The sequence below is a fragment of the Microcoleus harperi Pol14_C6 genome (assembly GCF_036701295.1).
Taxonomy (GTDB): Bacteria; Cyanobacteriota; Cyanobacteriia; order Cyanobacteriales; family Microcoleaceae; genus Microcoleus.
In genome coordinates, this window is record NZ_JAUBQN010000001.1 from 60,361 (window position 1) to 80,936 (window position 20,576).

The 20,576-nt window shown below is 45.7% G+C and carries 17 protein-coding genes and 3 tRNA genes; 11 read left to right on the forward strand and 9 right to left on the reverse strand.

Annotated elements, in window-relative coordinates:
- Nucleotides 1–2: 2 nt before the first annotated feature.
- Complete coding sequence (locus tag QUA27_RS00240; RefSeq protein WP_333065580.1) at nucleotides 3–2,165, reverse strand: CBS domain-containing protein; 2,163 nt, start codon at nucleotides 2,163–2,165, stop codon at nucleotides 3–5.
- A 145-nt stretch (nucleotides 2,166–2,310) separates the two neighbouring features.
- Here QUA27_RS00240 and QUA27_RS00245 point away from each other — a divergent pair, with 145 nt between their 5' ends.
- Complete coding sequence (locus QUA27_RS00245) at nucleotides 2,311–4,869, forward strand: alkaline phosphatase D family protein (protein ID WP_333065583.1); 2,559 nt, start codon at nucleotides 2,311–2,313, stop codon at nucleotides 4,867–4,869.
- A 364-nt stretch (nucleotides 4,870–5,233) separates the two neighbouring features.
- On the opposite strand, the gene QUA27_RS00250 is transcribed toward QUA27_RS00245, so the two are convergent.
- The 3 genes from QUA27_RS00250 to QUA27_RS00260 all read right to left on the reverse strand — a co-directional run bounded on the left by QUA27_RS00250 (nucleotide 5,234) and on the right by QUA27_RS00260 (nucleotide 7,478).
- Nucleotides 5,234–5,305 (reverse strand) — tRNA-Thr (locus tag QUA27_RS00250).
- A 73-nt stretch (nucleotides 5,306–5,378) separates the two neighbouring features.
- Nucleotides 5,379–5,460 (reverse strand) — tRNA-Tyr (locus QUA27_RS00255).
- Between the two features lie 197 nt (nucleotides 5,461–5,657).
- Nucleotides 5,658–7,478 carry an ABC transporter ATP-binding protein gene (locus QUA27_RS00260; protein ID WP_333065586.1) on the reverse strand — a complete coding sequence of 607 codons (1,821 nt, stop codon included), beginning with the start codon at nucleotides 7,476–7,478 and terminating at the stop codon, nucleotides 5,658–5,660.
- A 23-nt stretch (nucleotides 7,479–7,501) separates the two neighbouring features.
- Here QUA27_RS00260 and QUA27_RS00265 point away from each other — a divergent pair, with 23 nt between their 5' ends.
- Entirely contained in the window at nucleotides 7,502–7,732 is a 231-nt protein-coding gene (locus QUA27_RS00265; RefSeq protein ID WP_333065587.1) for a hypothetical protein, read from the forward strand.
- A gap of 35 nt (nucleotides 7,733–7,767) precedes the next feature.
- Here the strand turns inward: QUA27_RS00265 and QUA27_RS00270 are convergent, their stop codons facing one another.
- The gene (locus QUA27_RS00270) at nucleotides 7,768–7,908 is read right to left on the reverse strand and encodes a hypothetical protein (RefSeq protein WP_172188980.1); all 141 of its coding nucleotides are present in this window, start codon (nucleotides 7,906–7,908) and stop codon (nucleotides 7,768–7,770) included.
- Between the two features lie 218 nt (nucleotides 7,909–8,126).
- Here QUA27_RS00270 and QUA27_RS00275 point away from each other — a divergent pair.
- The 4 genes from QUA27_RS00275 (at nucleotide 8,127) to QUA27_RS00290 (ending at nucleotide 11,606) form a co-directional block, all read left to right on the forward strand.
- Nucleotides 8,127–8,198, forward strand: a tRNA-Gly gene (locus QUA27_RS00275).
- 263 nt (nucleotides 8,199–8,461) lie between these two features.
- The gene (locus tag QUA27_RS00280; RefSeq protein WP_190663244.1) at nucleotides 8,462–8,866 is read left to right on the forward strand and encodes a hypothetical protein; all 405 of its coding nucleotides are present in this window, start codon (nucleotides 8,462–8,464) and stop codon (nucleotides 8,864–8,866) included.
- Nucleotides 8,867–8,870: 4 nt separating this feature from the next.
- Nucleotides 8,871–10,136, forward strand: a complete 1,266-nt coding sequence (locus tag QUA27_RS00285; RefSeq protein WP_333065589.1) for a glutamate-5-semialdehyde dehydrogenase — start codon at nucleotides 8,871–8,873, stop codon at nucleotides 10,134–10,136.
- 330 nt (nucleotides 10,137–10,466) lie between these two features.
- The gene (locus QUA27_RS00290; RefSeq protein ID WP_333065591.1) at nucleotides 10,467–11,606 is read left to right on the forward strand and encodes a fatty acid desaturase family protein; all 1,140 of its coding nucleotides are present in this window, start codon (nucleotides 10,467–10,469) and stop codon (nucleotides 11,604–11,606) included.
- Between the two features lie 59 nt (nucleotides 11,607–11,665).
- On the opposite strand, the gene QUA27_RS00295 is transcribed toward QUA27_RS00290, so the two are convergent.
- Both QUA27_RS00295 and QUA27_RS00300 read right to left on the reverse strand, forming a co-directional pair.
- Nucleotides 11,666–13,369 (reverse strand): lipoxygenase family protein, encoded by a 1,704-nt coding sequence (locus QUA27_RS00295; RefSeq protein ID WP_333065593.1) that lies wholly within the window; start codon nucleotides 13,367–13,369, stop codon nucleotides 11,666–11,668.
- 317 nt (nucleotides 13,370–13,686) lie between these two features.
- The gene (locus QUA27_RS00300) at nucleotides 13,687–14,820 is read right to left on the reverse strand and encodes an SAM-dependent methyltransferase (RefSeq protein WP_333065596.1); all 1,134 of its coding nucleotides are present in this window, start codon (nucleotides 14,818–14,820) and stop codon (nucleotides 13,687–13,689) included.
- A 552-nt stretch (nucleotides 14,821–15,372) separates the two neighbouring features.
- Here QUA27_RS00300 and QUA27_RS00305 point away from each other — a divergent pair.
- The 3 genes from QUA27_RS00305 (at nucleotide 15,373) to QUA27_RS00315 (ending at nucleotide 17,645) form a co-directional block, all read left to right on the forward strand.
- A complete protein-coding gene (locus QUA27_RS00305; protein ID WP_333065598.1) occupies nucleotides 15,373–16,428 on the forward strand; it encodes an adenylate/guanylate cyclase domain-containing protein in 1,056 nt (351 codons plus the stop codon).
- A 36-nt stretch (nucleotides 16,429–16,464) separates the two neighbouring features.
- A complete protein-coding gene (locus QUA27_RS00310) occupies nucleotides 16,465–16,905 on the forward strand; it encodes an NUDIX domain-containing protein (RefSeq protein ID WP_333065599.1) in 441 nt (146 codons plus the stop codon).
- A gap of 284 nt (nucleotides 16,906–17,189) precedes the next feature.
- Entirely contained in the window at nucleotides 17,190–17,645 is a 456-nt protein-coding gene (locus QUA27_RS00315; RefSeq protein WP_333065601.1) for a GTP pyrophosphokinase, read from the forward strand.
- A 60-nt stretch (nucleotides 17,646–17,705) separates the two neighbouring features.
- On the opposite strand, the gene fabG is transcribed toward QUA27_RS00315, so the two are convergent.
- Nucleotides 17,706–18,470: a 3-oxoacyl-[acyl-carrier-protein] reductase gene (gene fabG / locus QUA27_RS00320; RefSeq protein ID WP_333065602.1), complete on the reverse strand. Its 765-nt coding sequence runs from the start codon at nucleotides 18,468–18,470 to the stop codon at nucleotides 17,706–17,708.
- A gap of 73 nt (nucleotides 18,471–18,543) precedes the next feature.
- Between fabG and trxA the strand changes: the two genes are divergently transcribed.
- Entirely contained in the window at nucleotides 18,544–18,861 is a 318-nt protein-coding gene (trxA, locus tag QUA27_RS00325; RefSeq protein ID WP_333056552.1) for a thioredoxin, read from the forward strand.
- A gap of 87 nt (nucleotides 18,862–18,948) precedes the next feature.
- Nucleotides 18,949–19,542: a hypothetical protein gene (locus QUA27_RS00330; RefSeq protein WP_333065604.1), complete on the forward strand. Its 594-nt coding sequence runs from the start codon at nucleotides 18,949–18,951 to the stop codon at nucleotides 19,540–19,542.
- A 54-nt stretch (nucleotides 19,543–19,596) separates the two neighbouring features.
- On the opposite strand, the gene prmA is transcribed toward QUA27_RS00330, so the two are convergent.
- A complete protein-coding gene (prmA, locus tag QUA27_RS00335) occupies nucleotides 19,597–20,487 on the reverse strand; it encodes a 50S ribosomal protein L11 methyltransferase (RefSeq protein WP_333065606.1) in 891 nt (296 codons plus the stop codon).
- Nucleotides 20,488–20,576 lie beyond the last annotated feature (89 nt).

Sequence of the window (20,576 nt, forward strand, 5' to 3'; positions counted from 1 at the left end):
GGCTAATGACAACTGACGATCGGAATCTCGATCGCAAACTCAGTGCCCCGTCCAGCTTCCGAAACGCAGTCGAGCCGCCCCCCGTGCTGTTCGACAACTAAATGGTAAGAAATCGACAGTCCCAACCCAGTGCCCTTGCCTACTGGTTTGGTAGTAAAAAACGGGTCAAATAATTGGCGGCGAATCTCCTCCGGTATGCCCCGCCCGTTGTCGGAAATGCGGATCGCCACAAAATCGCCACCAACAACTTCAGTACGAATTGTAATTGTCGGCACACTCAATGGAGAACTAGGATTTGACGGGGGTGAATTTTTTCCATCTCTCGTCGCCCATTCCCCTTTCTGGATTTCTTCATCCAAAGCATCAATAGCATTGCCGATAATATTCATAAACACCTGATTGATCTGACCGCCACAGCACTGGATCAAGGGCAAATTACCGTATTCTTTAATAATGTTAATAGCTGGATGTGCGCCGTGAGCTTTGAGCCGATGCTGCAAAATCAACAAGGTGGTTTCGAGTCCCTCATGAATGTCAACGAGCTTGATGTTAGATTGATCCGATCGCGAAAAATTACGCATCGACACAACTATTTGGCGGATGCGCTCGGTTCCTACTTGCATAGAAGACAGGATCTTAGATAAGTCTTCTACCAAAAAATCGACTTCCATCTTTGCTGCTGCTTCCCTAATTTCCGAGACTGGTTCGGGATAGTGCTGCTGGTAAAGTTCCAACAGTTGAAACAATTCTTTGATGTAGTGGCTGGCGTGGGAAAGGTTGCCGTAGATAAAATTAACAGGATTGTTAATTTCGTGAGCGATACCGGCAATCATTTGTCCTAAAGAAGACATTTTTTCGGTTTGCACTAATTGAGTTTGAGTTTGCTGCAACTTCCGTACAGTTTGCTCTAATTGCTGCGCTTGATTTTTCAAGCAAGCTTGCTTTCGCCGCAGCGCTTCTTCGACTCGCTGGCGCTTGAGAATATCCCGTCTCAACAATTCATTGGATTCTAAAAGTTGAGCGGTGCGTTCTTCAACTTGTTTTTTTAAGTCGTCGTGAGCTTGGCGCAGGGCTTCTTGGGCCCGTTGCCGCTCTAAAATTTCTTCCTGCAAAAGTTGGTTGGCTTTCTGCAATTGGGTGGCTCGATCGTCCACTGCTTGCTGCAAAAGCTCGATCGTCCCGTACATCTCAGATTGGTTAAAAACTTGCGGCAAACTTGTCAGAGAAACAACGCCCAAAAGTTCTCCTTGGCTGCCAACTACGACCAAACGGCGGACGCAGTGCCGCTGCATGGACTGGTGAGCACTCCAGAGGGAATCGGCGGGAGATATGCAAAATAAAGGCGCACTCATGGCCTCTATAGCCGATATTTGGGACAGGTTTAATTCCAGGGCGTGAAACTGCACGATATCGCGCTCGGTGACAATGCCGATCGGAATTTGATAATTTTGTGTTGGTGCGATCGCCCGATCGGGATGCTGAGTTTGCTCTTTGACAATGACGACGGAACTAACTCGATGCTTGACCATTAGCTGGGCTAAATCGAGGGCTGAGGCAGTTGTTGGGGCAGAGATGACTTCTTTCGTCATGACATCTGCTGCAGAGCGCAAATTGGTTAGCAAGTTAATCGGTTGCAGGGCTTCGTGAATTGCTTCGCGGGTGATGATGCCGAGAAGTCGCGAGTCCTCGTCCACTACGGGCAAATGCCGGATCTGGTGCTGGCGCAACGTGAACATCGCTGTGAAAATATCTTGAGACTCTGATTGTTTGAGGGTAATGGGCGATCGAGTCATTACATCAGCAATTGTCAGTCCGACTGTACAAGCTGCGACGGTAGTTAGCTTGACAATATCCCGTTCTGTAAAAATGCCGATCGGGCGATTATCTTCGACGACTAAGACGCAACTCCGCTTGGCTGCGCTAGCAACAGCGTTTTGTTTTTCGCCACAAAGCTGACAGGAGACGCGCATCGGGTTCATGAGAGCCAACACCTGGGCGATCGGGGTTTCTGGAGGCACGGTGAGGGGGTGGCGGTCGATCGCCCGATCTAAAGGTGACGAGTAGAGCGGCCGGCTGTTAGGCCGTCCGGCTGGTTCTGATGATTTAATTACGGGCAACTGCGGGGCTGAATCTCGGAAATGTTGTAATTTTTCTTCTTGTAGCATGATTATTAATTTTACTTAATGAGTTGTTACAATTTTGGAGACTTGGGTTGGCAGACTTAGCATTAATTAAGCGGGTGACAGATGCTCGATCGCCTAAAATCTGATTGCTAGAACACTCTTATTTAATTTTTATTTTTTAAATCCTATGTCCTGGACACCATTAAGTCATCGAATTCATCATTTGCCGCTGATCCTTGCGGGCCCGATTTTGCGCCGGACTGAAAGTCGGGCCGTGACAGTTTGGCTGGCTCTGAAAGCACCCCGCCAAGTCGAACTCAAGGTTTATTCGACAGAGGGCGGAACCGGCGAAATAGTCGGTCAGCCCTTACTGCAAGGGGCGAGCTCTACCGTACAGCTCGGCAAATACCTGCACGTAGTCGCGGTGACTGCTAAACCAATTAATAGCAATGTCTTGACATCTGGGCAAATTTATGCTTATGACATCAAGTTTGCTGGAAGTAGCGAGTCGCCGTCGGCGGGCGCAGTCCCAGAAAATGAGAAAGAAAATCTCATTTCTTGCCTGTGGCCTGCCGCCCCTGATTTATCGGCTTTGGGGCCGGAGACGATTAGTTATTTCGCTCACCAGTTGCCCACTTTTGCCCTGCCGCCGCAGGATTTAAACTATTTGCGTATCGTTCACGGTTCTTGTCGCAAACCCCACGGAGACGGCAGAGATGCACTGCCAATCTTGGATAATGCGCTCGAACAGTTTGCAGGAACGGCAAATAGCAGGCCCCACCAACTGTTTTTAACGGGCGACCAAATTTACGGCGACGACGTTGCCGATGCGATGCTGTGGGCTTTGACTGATGCTGGCGATACCCTGTTGGGCTGGGAAGAAAGTCTACCCCTGATGGATGATGCCCAAATTAAAAAGAATTTGTGTATCAGTATACCTAAAAATTCGGAAAACGAAAATGCAGTTGGCCAAGAGAGAGAATTTTTTAGAGAGTCGCCTATTCAGAAACCGTCTGATGTTGAGTATGAGTCCAAAAAACCAATTGAGTTACAGCCGGGGACTCGCAGCGATATTGCCAGAGATTGTGGTGGCTTTACGGCGATGTTGGTGAATAAACCCGCCAATGCTAAAAGTCACTTATTTAGCTTGGGCGAATATTACGCGATGTATTTGTTAGTTTGGTCGCCGATACTCTGGTGTACGAGTTTTCCGAAGGGTAAAGATATTTGTCCAAATTCTAAGCAGGCAAAAGTTTGGGATAGAGAAGTTGTTGAACTTAACGGTTTTGCTCGCAATTTGTGGAGGGTGAGGAGGGCGCTAGCGAATATTCCTAGTTATATGATTTGCGATGACCATGATGTTAGCGACGATTTGTATTTGAATCGAGAGTGGTGTTACCGGGTGCTGGGAAAGCCGCTGGGTCGACGGGTGGTGCAGAATGCTTTGCTGGCTTACGCTGTGTTTCAGGCTTGGGGCAATACGCCTGCACAGTTCGATCGCGAAAAACCCGGAGATAAATTATTAACAACTGCGGAAAAATGGTCGGCTTCTGCTGGTACGGATGTTTCTGCTTGGGAGGAGGCGGCTTCGTATTTGGGAATTCCTGCACTCGATCCGAAAACTCATTTGCCTAAGTTGAAATTAGATGAAGATGTTTTTATTTTGGATCGAGATGAGGAGGGTATCAATGAGGTTTTGAATTGGCATTTTACTGTGAGAAGTTTTAAGCACGAGGTGATTGTGCTGGATACGCGGAGTTGGCGCGGGTATCCGGTGAAAAGCGCGATCGATCCACCGATGCTTTTGACTTACAAAGGTTTTGAGGAACAAATTCAGAAACCTTTGAGGGAGACAGATTTGCTGAATAAAACAGGGGAGTTTGAGATTGAGGCGACGCTGGTGGTTGTGCCGACAAATTTGGTGGGTTTGTGGATTATTGATGCGGTGCAAAAGTGGGATGTGGAACAGGGGAAGGTTTTTAATAGTGACGCGGGGGATGCCTGGAATTTTCATGAGTTGGCTTTTGTGAAGCTGTTATCGGAGTTTTTTAAGCAGCGCGATCGGGTGATTGTGTTGACTGGGGATATTCACTATGCTGCTGCTGTGCGACTGAGTTATTGGTCTGATTGTCATTTTGGCGATTCTCGGCCGAATATTGAGCCTTTGACGAGGGAGAATTATCGGTCAAATTGTCAATATTCTGTGCTGGCGCAGTTGACTGCTAGTGCTTTTATCAATGAAGAGTGGAAAACGCATTTAGTTCATACTAAGATTAAGTCGCTGTTTCCTGAGCGCTCGCATGAATGTTTGGGATGGAATCAGCCGCTGGAATTAATGAAAATTCCCAGGAGTAGCAGAAAGAAAGCTCTGGAGGCTGCTGTTAGGAATAGACAATCTCTGCCTGACTGGGGCTATCGGATTGACTGGATTAAACGGCAAAGAGCTCGGGTATTTTTGCTGCTAGAAAAGGGAACTGCGTCAGATAGATCTCATAAAAATAAACAATTGTCATTCCTGCGTAGGTTGTGGAATTTTATAGCGCTGTTGTGGCGCAATCGCTGGCTGCAAGAGGGTGATGAGATTGTGGGATATAGCAATATTGCGATCGTCAGTTTTCAGTGGCCTGCTGAGGGTGATGGGGAAAAAGCGGTGATGCAAAATGTTTATTGGCGACCTCTTTGGGAGCCGGATAGTGTGGTTTACAGTCAATATTTCGTCCCACTGGGATTGGATGAGGATGATTAGATTCCCGATTTCTTGAACAAGTCCGGGAATTCGATATGGGGACAATATTGTGATGAGTTTGTAGAAGTGTCCGCCGGGAGCATCTCAATGAAAGCAGCCAAGCTAGAAACTGGAGCCTGGAGCCAAGAGGACAGAGGAAGAAGGAAGGAGCTAGAAGAAGTGTTTTTACCAATATGAAATGCTCCCCCGGCCGACTTACTCAACCAGTTCAAAGTCAGAGGGAAAAAGTCCGGCCCCAACTTGACAGATATGGAAGTCGTTTTGGAGATATTAGAAAACCATTGGCGCGAAAGTTGAGCGGAAAACTAACCTTCTTGCTGTGCGATGAACCTGAAATCCTTGAGGTATATAGCAGATAATAGCAAGCCCGTGACGAGATTTGAACTCGTGACTTCCTCCTTACCAAGGAGGTACTCTACCACTGAGTTACACGGGCATAAAAAATTAAGAACCTCCAATTAAAAAATTAATTTTTAATTCTTAAATTTTAACTTTTTATTAAATTGAGGTGGGCCGAGCTAGATTTGAACTAGCGTAGGCGTAGCCAGCGGATTTACAGTCCGCCCCCATTAACCACTCGGGCATCGACCCATTTCTATCACAGTTATAAATCCTAGCACCAGAATCTTTATTTGCAACATGATATTTAAAAGTCTAATGATTCAGTTAAAAAGACATAAGTGAGTTAGGGGCTGACTGAAAAATTGAACACTATTTAAGGTGTGCATTGCTAAGTCTAGGCTGGGTGCCCGCCCGGAGCACCCTAAGTCTAGACTGAGAGGAAATCCCTAATTCACTAATTCCCCGGTTTCTTGCAGGGAGTGGAGGCGGCGGTAAATACCTTGTTGACTCAAAAGTTCTTCGTGGCTGCCAACTTCGACGATTCTACCCCCGTCGAGTACGACGATCGCATCGGCTTCGCGAATTGTACTCAGTCTGTGGGCAATAATTATGGTGGTGCGCGTACCGAGGATATTCTGCATGGCTAGCTGGATCGATCGCTCCGACTCATAGTCCAAACTAGAAGTAGCCTCATCAAAAATTAACACATCCGGCTCCACCAACAGCGCCCTCGCAATCCCCAACCGCTGCCGCTGACCGCCGGACAACCGCATTCCTCTCTCCCCGACCACGGTATAGTAACCTTGGGGCAACATTCGCACAAAATCGTCTACCTTGGCAATGCGACAAGCATCCTCAACTTGATCGAAAGTGGCGCTTCTGTTTCCGTAAGTCAAATTTTCCAGCAAAGTACCGTTAAAAACGTCTACTTCTTGGTGGACAATCGCTAAACGCTGCCGGTAGCGAGTCACGTCTAAGCTGCGAATGTCTTCGCCATCGATCAGAATGCGGCCGGAGTTGGGTTCAAAGTAGCGAAACAGAAGTTTAACTAAAGTCGATTTCCCGGAACCCGATCGCCCGACTAATGCTACAGTTTGACGGGGATGAATCAATAAATTCACATCCTGCAAAACCGGTTTTTGACTGTCGTACCCGAATGTCAAACTGCTGATCTCAACTTTGCCGGTAAATTTATAAGGTGGCTGTGCCGATCGAGCATTTTCTGCTAAATTAACCGCATCAACACCGTCTGGCGTTTGCATAAACTCGTGGAACCGGATCATTGAAGAATAACGCCGCGCCAATAATTCGGCGATAATGCTAATCGGACGCAGTTGGGAATATGCCATGCTTGCCAGGGTGTAGACGGTAACAAAATATCCGAGGGAAATTTTGCCTGCAACCGTGGCTGCTAGGCTAAAACCAAGAACTGAAAACAAACACAACTGGACGATCGTCTGCTGGTATGTCCCCAAGGTGACGTATCCTTTGTGAATGCGGTTGATCACGACTTTTAATTCGCGATCGAGTCTGGTGGTTTGCCTTTTGAGTTCATCGCTTTCTGTGGCAAAAGCTTTGACTGTTTTGATGTTGGTGATAATTTCCGAGTTGCGGCTTTCGGTATCTTCGATGTATTCATCCAGAATTTCTTCTCGCGCCGTCACCCCTTGCAGGCCTTTGAGGGTGAAACTGAGTATAAATAGGAATGAAACCAAAATTAATAAGCCAATCCGCCACTCAATTAAGCAGATAACGGCAAAAATGCCGATTAAGCGGACGACTTCGGGGATGAATTCGCCGGCAATTTCTGGGTAAGTCCAAGTATGGTTGGCGATGCCTTTGGCGATACGGCTGGCAATCCGTCCGGCGTTGTTTTCGTCGTAGAATTCTAGGGGTAAGGTGAGGATTTTGCCGATCGCACTTCTCATTTGATCGCGCCTTGCTCTCAATGGTATCGCCCAGTGGAACCAATTTCCCACCCAAGGCTGTACCGGTGCTTTGGCGACTGTTACCAGAAAAATTATGCCCAGCAAGACGGATAGCGATAATATTTTGTTGGGTGAGTGCTGGGTAACAGAGGCGATCGCTGTTATGAGTTTTTGGGTTACTGTATCTGTAGGTTGACCCGACAATACGTTTAATATTTGACCGATCGCGTAAGGAACAAGCAAATCGGCTAGTGCCAAAACGCTCGATGCGCCTATGCTGTAAACTGATATTTTCCAGTAGCGACTGTAGTATTGGAAAATGTCCTGAAAGCTTGCCATAAATTTGTGTTGAGATACAACCCTTGCAAACACTTGCATCTAAAATTGCGCTCTCGGCGCGCTTTGTTTACAAGTGTACTACAAAAGTAGTCGATCGGGAAGTCATCTCGGCTCATGCTAGCGACTCGCCCGATCGGGTGATTTATGGCAATCATTCGATCGTCAGCAATCGATCCGCATTCCTGGGCAATAAATTTAAGACTAAGGGCAAAAAAATGCAAAAGACAGAATTTTTCTTAAATTCTGCCTTCTGAGCAAGGTCTTATAAGTTTTACGTTTGAGTAGTCTGTTAGCTGAAGGTGTAGGCTGATTGCAGCGCCCACCAGATCAAGAAGCCGATTCCGCCGGCAATGACAATCGCCGAAATGGCGATCGCTATAGGACTGTCAGCTCCCTTGAACTTCATGATTCCGCGATTTAAATCTGACATGACAGTGTTCTCCCACAATTCCAGCTTGATTGTAGCTTTGCAGTCGGCGGATGGCGGTCAATTTTCACGGCAATTACTGATTTGGTTAAGAATCTGGCTGCTCAAATTTGACCTGGGGAGTGGGTTTGGGGGGGTTTACTGGGTTTGTGAAAAAAACTTACTAAAAAGACTTGACAAATTTCGGGAAGTGAGACAATATTGTTAATACCGCAGGAAATGCGGGTGTAGCTCAGTGGTAGAGCGTCACCTTGCCAAGGTGAATGTCGCGCGTTCGAATCGCGTCACCCGCTTTAGAAGATAAAAAAATCCAAGAAACCGCAATCCAGGAAACCGGAAAGTACATCCAGAAAGTTTTCGATATACTCCTAATGATGGTTGAAAGTACCTAACTTAGTGGTAAGATTAAATGCAGAACTTGCAAGTCAAAATTGCCAAGTGGGCGAGATTTCGTAACAGGCAGTTGAAAGCCTTGCTATGGCGGAATTGACAAGTTTGATTAAGTGGATATGTTAAGGATTATTTTTGCAAAAACGCTTTTTTTATCCGATCGCTCGTGCCATCTCAAAAAGTTCCAAAGATTGACTTAAACGATGAGTACCCCTGTCCTTGCCGACGCCGGGGTCGTCTAGTGCCTATAACGTTGACAGAAGCCTTTGGATGCAACCGCTGTCAACAAATATTTGTATTGGACGAAAGTGGATACGTGATCGAGCAACTATCAACGAACTATCCTTACAAGCAGGCTTGGCGGTGGACAGGGAATCAGTGGAACAGAGCGCATCCGGGTTTGAAGGCCCATTATTTGCCACTGGCTTTGGGTATGATATTGGTGCCGTTAGTGATTTGGTTGCCCTTGGCGTTACACTCGCCGGGCCCGAATATTATTCTGTGGGCAATGGTCGCCGTGCTGCTAGCAATGCTGCCGGCGCTGATGGTATGGCTCGCTTACAGGCGTTAGCTAGATGATAATAGAGGATTTTACCCATTCATCAGATGCCGCAAATGTCGCGCGTCGCGCTTATCAAGCTTCTTTGGAGTTGGCTACGACAAAGAGTGCCGATCGCGCTGCTGCTTTGCAGGCGATGGCAAGCTCGCTGAAACGCCGGCAAAATGACATTTTAGAAGCAAATACTCTGGATCTAGAAGCAAGTCGGGACATGGCGATTCCGGAGTTGATCGTGGAGTGGCTGAAGCTGACGCCCGAACGGATCAAAACAACTGTGCAAATTCTGGAACGGTTGGGGGAAATGCCAGATCCCATCGGCAGGGTGATCAATGCTTCTTATCAGGTCGATCGCTGTCAGGTTTACTGTCAGTCGCTACCGCTGGGGGCGATCGCTCTAATTTACGAGGCGTTTCCCGAGTTGGGGGCGATAGCCGCGGGTTTGTCTCTCAAAAGCGCTAACAGTTTGATTCTTAAAGGTGGCAGCGAAAGCTGGCAAACTAATACAGTAATTGGAGAAGCTTTGATTTCGGCGATCGAGGAGGTTGGTTTGCCCTCGGGATGTTTGCAGGTACTGCCGCCAGACCGGGGCGCTTCGATCAGAGAATTGGTCACTCAAGACCAATATCTCAATTTAATTATTCCCTACGGCAGGCCAAGTTTGGTGCAGCAGGTAGTAAGGTTGTGTACAGCACCAGTTTTGAGGTCGGCAATGGGAAATTGTTACCTTTATTGGTCACCGACTGGCAGTTTGGAGATGGCAAGGTGGATGATTTTGGACAGCCATCAAAGCGTTCCAGATCCTGTTAACGCGATCGAGAAAGTGCTGATCGATCGCAACCAAAAGCCTTCTTCCTTAGTTAGGCTGTGGAACAGTTTAAAAGAAAAAGGTTTTCAAATTAGCGCTGATGCGGATCTCGTCGCAGATTTCCCAGACTTGAAGCTGGCGGAACCATACGAGTGGACTCAACCTTATTTAAACAAAACCATAGCGTTTAAAGTTGTCGATAGTTTAGAGATTGCGATCGGCTGGATCAACCGCTACAGCAGCGGCCACGCTGACTGCATCGCCACTGAATCTTACTTAGAAAGTCGCCAATTTGCTCTGGATGTTAACAGCGCCTCAACTTTTATTAATGCCTCACCTCGGTTTTGGCGTTATCAAAATCGGGGAGATGCGATATTTTTGGGAATGTCCAACCAAAAAGGTTATCGTAGGGGATTGATCGGGTTAGATACGCTGACGACAATTAAAGAAATTGTTCAAGGAAACGGACTTTTTTAATCTTATAGGATATTTAGGATTAGTTATTGGAATATTAAACCAAAGTCAAAAGTCGGATAGTATTATCGATGCCTAAGCCTTTATAAGCCTTTAATAGTTGTTTCCCAATTTTTATTTAGGGAAGACAATAATATTTTAGTAAAACAATTAGGCAGCTTTGAACTCAAGCAATTTAGTCACAAGCCCCCGGAACGACACCGTGGACGATAACATTTCCGCGTCCTGACAATAAGCTCCCGATTCATTTGTGGGTCAATCTAAAATCGGTACTGGCTCTCATTAACTTTAAAAAGTTATTAACTCACCCATGACAATAATCTTAGCGATAACATGAAATCCAAAAAATTACTCAATACTCTCGACGCAGCAACGCAGACTTTAGGCGAAGAAACGCTAATTCACCACTCGGTATATGTTAAAAAATTGCGTCTTCTGCTGCCGTCAGATGCCTTTGAACCCGATCCGAGCAAGTTAGCAATACTATTCATCAACACTGCTATTTTATTGCTGGGATGGGGAATTGCTGCTAATCTCGATCGCTGGCCAGTCTATCTTTTAGGGCTTTACTTACCTTTAGCCGTCATCATGGGCAATAGTATTATAGTTTTGCTATTTAGCTCCCACGATTTAATGCACGGTAGCGTTCAGAAAAAGTCGCGCTTCACTTATCCGATCGCCTTTTTGGGACTAAGTATGCTGTTTATGCCGCCTACTCAGTGGAAAAATCTGCACAATCTCGTACATCACAATAACACGAACTCTGTGGCCGACCCCGATCGCAACTATCTCTACCAGCAACCAGATACTTGGGGAAAATGGATTCAAAATCTGTTTGTCCCGTCGGTGGAAGTCAATCCGCTGTGGTTAATTGTAGGGATGGCTGGTTCGTGGTTAGTGCATAATTTCCGCAATCTCACCTCGGTACTGTTATTTAACGATAAATCTGTCGATTACGTACCGGCTGCCTTTACAGTTAGTTCTAAAGATAGATTGACAATCGCATTTGAATGTCTGGGAATTTTAGGAATTCATGCGAGTATTTTGTTTTACCTAAATTTTCATCCGCTTAAAATCGCTCTTGCGTACTTTTTGCCGATCGCAATTGGTCATGCAGGCGCAATGTTTTACATCTATACCAACCACATGGGTTGCCGGATGACCGCCATTAACGATCCGCTGATCAACAGTGCTTCAGTGCGGGTTCCTAAAATATTTGACCTGCTGCACTTAAATTTCTCTCACCACACAGAGCATCATATTTTCCCCAGCATCAACTCAAACTATTATCCGATGGTGCAAGAGTTGTTGCAAATTCACTATCCCGATCGCCTGAATTTAATCGATGCTGGAGAAGCTTGGCGGTTGCTGATGCAAACACCCCGGCATTATCAAAATGAAGTCACCTTCACCGATTCGTCTGGTACAATGTGCGTGAATTGCTCGATTGTTGAAAAATTCAAAAACGGCTAATACAGAGTAAGGTGCGCCGTGCGCACCCTACGCTGAGATTTTGTGCTGAATTTTTAATTCTAGATACTGATGCTATTGAGTACCAACGAAGGCTTCAGAGAAAAGTAAGGGATTACTCGTTTTTGATTGTTGGCATCAATCTTTTGTTCTGCCATATTCAAATTTTGCTGGAACTCTCTGGCTAAAACTTTAATCGGCGTTCCCTCAAAAACTTCATCGAAGCTCATCCGGTAGAGTTCTCGGAAAGATTTATCGTAATAACCCAAACGGTCATATCGATAAGCGGATATAATAAACAGAATTTGCAGTTGGTCAGCGGCTCGTTTATGCGGAGGAAGCAACCGTAAAATGTCCTTTTCCGTAATCACTTCTAGATTATCCGACGCCGTCATTCTAGGAATATCCCGGTAGGCTGCCAAGGGCATATTGGCAGCAAAACTCATGTAGTCATACTGGGGATAATTGACTGCTGAATGCTGCGGGCCGCACGTAAAAATTACAGTTGTGACAATTTCAATTAATTGTTCAACTGTGTCGATGTGGTCTGGCATTCCTTTGACTTTACCGCCATTATCAGACGCTAATTCTTTTGCCCAGGTTTGCAGTTCCACATCTTGTGCGATCTCTTCATTCGTCGGGTAAAAGAATTTGAGATAGCCCGATACAAAGGTTTTAATCGCATTCCACAGCAGCAATCCATCATCTCGGTAAGGGTAGTGAGGAAGTTGATTTGGGTCATCCATTCCCCGATTTTTCAGTTCAGCGGGAAAGGCAAATTGATCGAGACTCCAGGTACTGTACGCCTCTTTAGCCAGTGCCATGCTCTCTAACAAGGTACCGCCTAGCAATTCATCGACGGGCCCGCCGGGATTGATCAATCGGGTACGTGCCAGATCGTTGTTGGTCAACATAAAGCGAAAGTGCGGTTTCAGCAGTAGGCTAAGGGGATGATTTTTAGCCAACTGTCGGGCGGTGACGATCGCGATTGGTTCCATCACCAGATGAGTTCGAGCTAAATGCGTGCTCATTTCATGGTGATTAGCATCTGCCACTTGTACGCAGAGTTTCGCAAACAGCCAATCGATAGGAGGATCTAATGGGGTATAGACATGGCTATCTGGATTCGGATCTAGTTGAATGGCAATAGGTGTCATTTCACCCCGATCGCGGACTCCCGTCCACCGCCAAGCGAAAAAAGCCCGCGGTTTCGGCAAGTATTTTCTGCCTTTTTCATAGGTTCCGCCTCCAACGTCAGCAGGCGCCCGATAGTGTTCGTCAGTACCTGTGTAATCGGCAATGTAAATGTTGTTATCCTGCAACTCTTGGCGCCGATCGACTAATGGGTGCAAAGTCGGAAGGTTCGCCAGTATTTGTGCCCGAGGATCGCTCGCATCTAACAGGCGAAGCATCATCGGATTTGCTCCAGACAGGCGTTGTTCTGCAAAAGAGCGATCGGTTTGGTAAATTCTGGCAACTGCAGGTAGCGGCAGCACAGTAAAGAAGTCTTCATAGTCTTGGAGATCGTCAAGAGGATCGAGAAAAGATCTCGCATCGGATGCCAACATATTTGCTGGAAGTTCCGATGTTGCTAATATCCGTTCTCCAATATACCTGCTCGAAAAGTTCTCGACTGCGGGCACATCTTTCAATAATGCCAAAGGTGATAAACTCTCATAGTCAAACTGATAAGCTTGTTGCTGACGATTCAAGGAATCTTTGCGCTGTTCTTGGTTCGGGTCGTCTTGAGGAAGAGAAGGTTTCATATTGTCTACCATTGTATAAATCAACTCTCTTTGTAGTAAAATATCGCACATCATCACTACTGATCGAGCATGGAATTTAAAAAGTATTGTGCAGGCTCACGCTTGATATAGGTCTTATTCACCGAGGAATAATCTTATTCCGGATTTTTTTAAACTCAGAAAAATCCCTCAAAAGAAGGCAACACTTCTCGATCGCCCTAAATCTAGGTTGAAAGGTTTCATTCTCCCGATAAGTAGCTCGCACTCAAGAACCCCGACTTCTTTGAGATTTCGGGGTTCGGGGTGTTGGGTTTTTTGAGCTGGGTCTTGATTAGCGGTTAGGCATGAGTCATTAAATATTGACCGTTGCCGTTATATTCACCATCGCAACTCGCGAAATTAGCCACAAACCAAATCAAGTAAAACCGCCAGATGCGGCGAAATTTGGCATAGTCGATGCCGTAGTCCAAATCTTTGACTATTGCCTGAGAATCGTCAAAGTTTTTCAGCCAGTTAGCAAAGGTTGTGGAGTAATTGTATCCGTTGAGATACCATCTTTGAATGGTTTTGAGGTCTTTATTGTGGGTGGGAACGGCATCGTATTTCCAGTAACGACCGTGGGGGAAAATGTATTTGTGGGTGAAAACGCTGGATATATTGTTGGGCGTGCGAACTGTAATGATATGAATGAAAACTTTGCCATTATCCTTCAGGAAAGATGCCAGCTTTTGGAAAGCCTTCGTTAAATTACCTACATGACAAAAAACTCCGATGGAGAGAATTTTATCAAATTTTGTCTCGAAGTTGGCGTCGTTCAAATCCCCTTCATATAAGGTAAAGCGACCGGAACTAAGGTAGCTTTCGGGGTCTTGCATCTTCTGACGCATATACTTGCATTGGTGATGGCTCAAGTTAATCCCGGTAAAGGTGACATTGGGGAATTTGGAAAGAATGTAATTCGGAACACAACCCCAACCGCAGCCAAAGTCTAAAATATTGTCGCCATCCTGAATCTCTAGCTTTTCAATCACATCATCAATCATCTGCATTTGCGATTGCTCAAGGTTGGCGGCTCCTTTTTCCCACAATCCCATGCTGTATTTAGGATAAATGAGTTTCCCGTCGCCTAACATCGGATTCAGCATTGCTTGAGGTAAGTCGTACTGAATCTTCATTAAATCCCGCGGCCCTTCGGCTGTATGGTCGGTTTCTGTTAGTACCCATTCGTAGGGTGCAAGCAGGGACGGGAAATGCTTAAAAAAGACCGGCATACAGGTATCAAAAAGCGATCGCAATACTGAATCTGGGACTTCTAATCCGTTGATGTAAGACTCTGCTACTGCCATTTGCACCGTGTTAACTGCACTGACTGCGAGGCGGGTTGCTCCGTAGGCGATCGGACTTTTGGTATGAATATTTCCCACGATGGGAATGTGGTTTTCGATGTTTTGTAGGGCTGTTGATGAAGTCATGGTTATACTGCTTTTAAAGATGCTGCTATTCTATCTCACGAAAATTGGCTGGTTGTTAGAGAGCAAAAAAGCTGAAACAATTGCCAAGTAAGGTTTGCACAGCCCAACTCCCCAAAATGCTAAAAATATATGACGGTTGAAGGGGATTTGAGAACGGATTTATCGGGCTTTGGGCGATCGGAATTTTATTAAGAATTATGTCAATTTATTTGAGATTTGAGATTTGAGATTTGAGATTAACTCCACAGCTTAAATGGGGGTGTTTTCACGGTGAAATGAAAATTTCAGTGTTCAGTTATACCATTTCTATCTTAGAATTGAGAATGAATGATGAGCTAAGAGTTTGACTATTGCCTAGAGTTGCATTCTTTTTTTAAACTGGTGCCAGTTGGGTGCTTGAGCTGACGCAACGAGAAGCAAATGCCGATCGCGACTTATAGTTAAGGAATCAGGGGATACAGAAAAAATGCCTAGAAACCGGGTTTGCATACAGATTCGCTGCAATAACAGATGTCCGCGAGATTCCTCGCTAATTAGCTAGACGCGCTACATATGCCACAGATTCACTATCTGCCGGACGATCGCACGATCGAGATAGACGACCACGATATAATTCTCGAAGCTTCCCTGCGTGCCGGTATTCCGCACACCCACATCTGCGGCGGTAGCGCCCGGTGTTCGACTTGCCGGGTATTGATTGTCGAAGGTTTGGAATTTTGCTCTCCGCGCACTTCGCCGGAGGAGGAACTCGCGAAAAAATTGCGTTTAGAGCCGGAAATTAGGCTGGCTTGTCAGACGCAGGTTGCGGGCGGCAAGGTGATTTTGCGCCGATTGGCGATCGATTCTGAAGACTTGGAATCATTTACCGACCAAATCGCCGGAAAGTTGATTTCTACTCCTGTGGGTCAAGAGAAAAAAATTGCGATTTTGTTTGCGGATATTCGAGGATTTACGCCTTTTGCAGAATCGCTGTTGCCCTACGACGTAATCTATGTTTTAAATCGCTATTTCCAAAAAATGGGTTTTGCGATCAACCGGAATGGCGGGATGATTAATAATTATATGGGTGACGGTTTAATGGCGCTGTTTGGGTTGGAAAATCCTGACAAGGCGGCCGAACAAGCGGTGAGGGCTGGGGTGGAAATGCTGGAGGAACTAGAGAAACTCAATCCCTATTTTGAAAATTTGTACCGTCACCGATTGCGGATTGGGATTGGGATTCACTGCGGCTGGGTGGTTGTGGGGAATTTGGGGGCGTTGAAAAATCAGACAGTGACTGCGATCGGGGATGCAGTGAATTTAGCCAGCCGGATAGAGGCGGCTAATAAGCAAGTAGGAACGAGTTTATTGATTTCCGAGGAGACTTATCAGGAAGTGAAGGAATTGGCGATCGTCGATCGGTGCATATTAGTTGAAATTCCGGGAAAAAGCGGCGAATATCCGCTCTATGAAGTAGTCGGAATGCCGCCGCTGCCCGTGGAAATCGAAGAGATTTCCGAGGTCAAAGAAAAATCAATTTGGCAAATTTTTGACAAAAATTTGCGTGCTTTGTATGCTTTTGTGTACAATTGGATTGGAAAAATTTGGAGTCACCTCAAAAAACTATAGAGCAACTTTTTGGACTTTAGTTATTTCCTCAAGAATATGAATATTCCCAATTCAATAGTCCGCATTTTTATAATGCTCCCGAACGGTCAGATCGTCGCACAACTGCGAGATAATATTCCAGGTATTGCAAGCCAAGGAATGCTTTCTACTTTTGGTGGTGGCGTGGACATAGGAGAAAGTCCACAGCAAGCAGCAGTGCGAGAACTGGAGGAAGAAACTAGCCTAAAAAGCGATTGCAACATTGCATTTATCACAACTTTTCTTTACATAAAAAACAACAATCCCAACTTTTGCCAAAAAAATCACCTATTTTTGGCAAAAGTTAGCAATATTGAAAAAATAGAAATCAAAGAAGGTGTGGGTTTTGTAGTTTTGAGAAAAAATGTCGATTTCGAGAAAGTCAATGCAGGGGAAGGTACTCAAATGGCTTGGAAATTGTTGCAAGAATATTTAAAATCAAATAGCCTGTGTATGTAGGGTGCGGAGTGCGTAGCTTACACCATAGACAGACAGTGAAAAAATTACTCACTTGCGTAAGTCCTATTTATGTCCCACTACTTAGCTTTGCTTTTCGCCGGGAGGGGATGATATCCTTTCCGGTTGCATCGGAATGATTTAACAACAGAGGGCGCAGAGAACACAGAGGAAGATCGGAGAGAGATGAATACAGGACTTTCGAAGCGCGGATTTGATAGGACTCGATTTTATAATTCCGATGCTACCGGATTTGATATGAAACTATAATAGAGAACTTCTTTACTATGTTGTCAAATACAAACTCAGAGTACGAATTATTACTACAGCGGGCGATCGCGATCGCAGCAAAAGCTCATGAAGGACAGGTCGATAAGGCAGGCAATCCCTATCTCGACCATCCGCTATTTGTGATGAAAAATGTAAATTATCTAGAGCAAAAAATCGTAGCGGTTCTACATGATGCGGTCGAAGATTCTGAACTTACACTCGATCAACTTAGAAGCGAAGGTTTTCCTGAAGTGTTAGTTTCGGCGATCGAGGCGATTACCAAAATAGAAGGAGAAGCTTATACAGCTTATTTAGAACGTGTGATTGCCAACCCGATCGCACTGCGAGTCAAAATCGCTGATGTTACTCATAACCTCGATCTTCGTCGCATCGCCAATCCGACAGAAGCAGATTTTCAACGGATTGCAAAATACAAAAAAATCCTCAGTCAGTTGTGCGCCGCCTTAAAGTAATTATTAACCGCAAATATCCGCGTTAATCCGCGTGCATCTGCGGTTAAAAAATTCCCAAATCTAAGCCATCACCATCCCCCCATCCACATTAAAAACCTGCCCCGTTATATAAGCCGCCGCCGCATCCGCCGCCAAAAACTTCACCATCCCCGCAACTTCCTCAACTTCCCCGTATCTCCCCAGCGGAATATACTTCAAAATCTCATCAGACTTGACATCCTTAGTCATATCTGTAGTGATAAAACCCGGTGCAACTGCATTCACAGTAATCCCGCGACTCGCCAACTCCTTCGCCACAGTTTTAGTAAACCCAATTACCCCAGCCTTCGCCGCACTGTAATTAGCTTGTCCTGGATTTCCCATTTGCCCAGCAACCGAAGCAATATTAATAATTCGACCGCTTCGCTGTTTCAGCATGATTTTACTGGCCGCTTTTGCACACAAAAACACGCCGGTTAGATTCAAATCAATTACCGCTTGCCAATCTTCCAACTTCATCCGCAGCAGCAAAGTATCGCGAGTAATGCCTGCATTGTTCACCAAAATGTCAATCCGTCCCCATTTTTCCATGACATTACTGGCGAGTAAATCTACTTGGTCAGTTTTCGAGACATCTGCTGCAAGTGCCACAGCTTCTCCTCCGGCAGCGACTATTTCTGCTACCACCTCATCAGCAGCAGCACTCGAACTCGCATAGTTGACGGCGACTTTAGCGCCTTCTGCCGCTAGGGCTAAAGCAACGGCGCGGCCGATTCCCCGCGACGCACCGGTCACGACAGCAACTTGACCCCGCAATCTCTGAAAATTCTCTGGCAATAATTCCATAATTGTATCCTCGCAATCTACCAGAGAATTTTGCACTAAAATCGAGCCAGAACCCAAAAAATTATTTTGTCTTATGGCAGTTCAAAAACAGTTCAGCAGTTTTGAAGAGTTACTATCGGGCTCTGACTTGCCGGTGTTGGTAGATTTTTACGCTACTTGGTGCGGGCCTTGTCAGATGATGGCACCGATTTTGGAGCAAGTCAGCGGTCAGATGAAAGACAAGCTCATGGTTGTCAAAATTGACACCGATAAGTACGAACAGTTGGCGTCACAGCATCACATTTATGCTTTGCCGACTTTGGTGTTGTTCAAAAATGGCGCTGAGGTCGATCGCATTGAGGGAGTGATGCAAGCGGCGCAGTTGATCGATCGAGTGCAACCTTTCTTGTAACACGAGCCAATTATCTCACACGTAGGGTGCGTCAGCCAATATCTGATTAATTATGAATAAGATAATCCTAGTTGACGCACCCTACTTATGAAAACTCCCAGCCACGCTATTATCAATCTGGCAATTCTCGGCAAACCGCAACTGCCGCAAGCTAATCTCATTATTGCGATCGGCGGAATTTTGCCGGATATTCCGATATTTTTATTTTACTTGTGGGCGAAATACATTGCTCGCTTGCCCGCAGCTACAATTTGGTCAAAAGCATATTATGAGCCTTTTGTACAAAATATTGTAGCTCTGTTTCATTCAATTCCCCTTGCGGTTATTGGTTTGCTAATTGCTTATTACTTTGGCTGGCCAAGTGTGCAAATTCTGTTTATCAGCATGATACTGCACTCTCTGGGAGATTTGCCTGTCCACAATGACGACGCTCACCGACACTTTTTTCCGTTCAGCAATTACCGTTTTATCAGTCCGTTTTCTTATTGGGATCGGAAGCACTACGGGTCAATTGTTTCTTTGGTTGAAATGTTGTTAGTGCTGCTGTCAACTTACCGCGTTTTTGGTTTTGTTAATTCTTATGCTGGAAAAACGTTGTTAATTTTGGTGAATGGTTTTTACTGGGCTGGCGCGGTTTATTTTCAGGTGCGAGATTTATTTAAATTCACTTCCCAAAGATGAAACATGAATTCAAAATTACCAATTAGCAATTAGGAATTAGCAATTACCATATTGTTAACTACGCCGAATATTAAAACAACACCAATCTTGGCGCTTCCACAGAGTAGCCACAATCCAGCCGTGCTGTTCGAGAGTGTCGGCAATTGGCTTAGCTTGTTCGAGCAAAATGCCGCTGAGCACTGCCCAAGTAGTGGGTTTGCTAATTGCAGTGAACTGCGGGATTAAATCAATGATTACTTCTGCTAAAATGTTGCAGATCAAACCGTCGATCGGCTCATCGACCATTTCTTTCAAGCGATCGATACTTCCGAGCTCTGCAACCAACTGCTGAGAATTAACGCGGTTGAGCAGTCTGTTGCTAATGGTCGATCGCACTGCCAAAGGATCTGTATCCAAAGCATAAACTTTTGTAGCGCCCAACAACACCGCGCCGATCGACAAAATACCCGATCCGCACCCGATATCCGCAACTACGCACTTGCTCTCATCAAAACCGAGACGCATTTCCAGCGACTCCAGACAAAGTTGAGTAGTGGCGTGAGCACCGGTACCGAAAGCCACACCCGGATCTAAACGCAAAATGACGCGATCGGTATCAGTCGGTAAGGGCAGCCAGGCCGGGTTAATTAAAAAGCGATCGCCCACTTCTTGAGGCTGCCAGTGCTCCTTCCAAGTGCTGCCCCAGTCTTCGTCTTCAATCAAATCCCACTGCATTGCAGGTAGGGGCAAACCTGCACACAGAGCATCTTGGCGCAGCCACAGAGACAGAGCGGCCAAATCCAGCAATCCTGCCTGTTCTTCGGGCAAATAAGCCGACATCAGGCAGGAATTGCTTTTGATCTCAGTAGCAGTTCCCCGACAGTTAAATCGTTCCAGACGCCAAAAGATGATATCTTCCAGCGCCGGATCGCAAAGAATTCTAATTTCCCACCAGCTATGTGCCATAACGATTTTAGATTTTAGATTTTAGATTTTAGATTGGCCCAGGGGAACTGGAGACTGGGAACTGGGGAGTGAGGAATGAGGATTGGCTA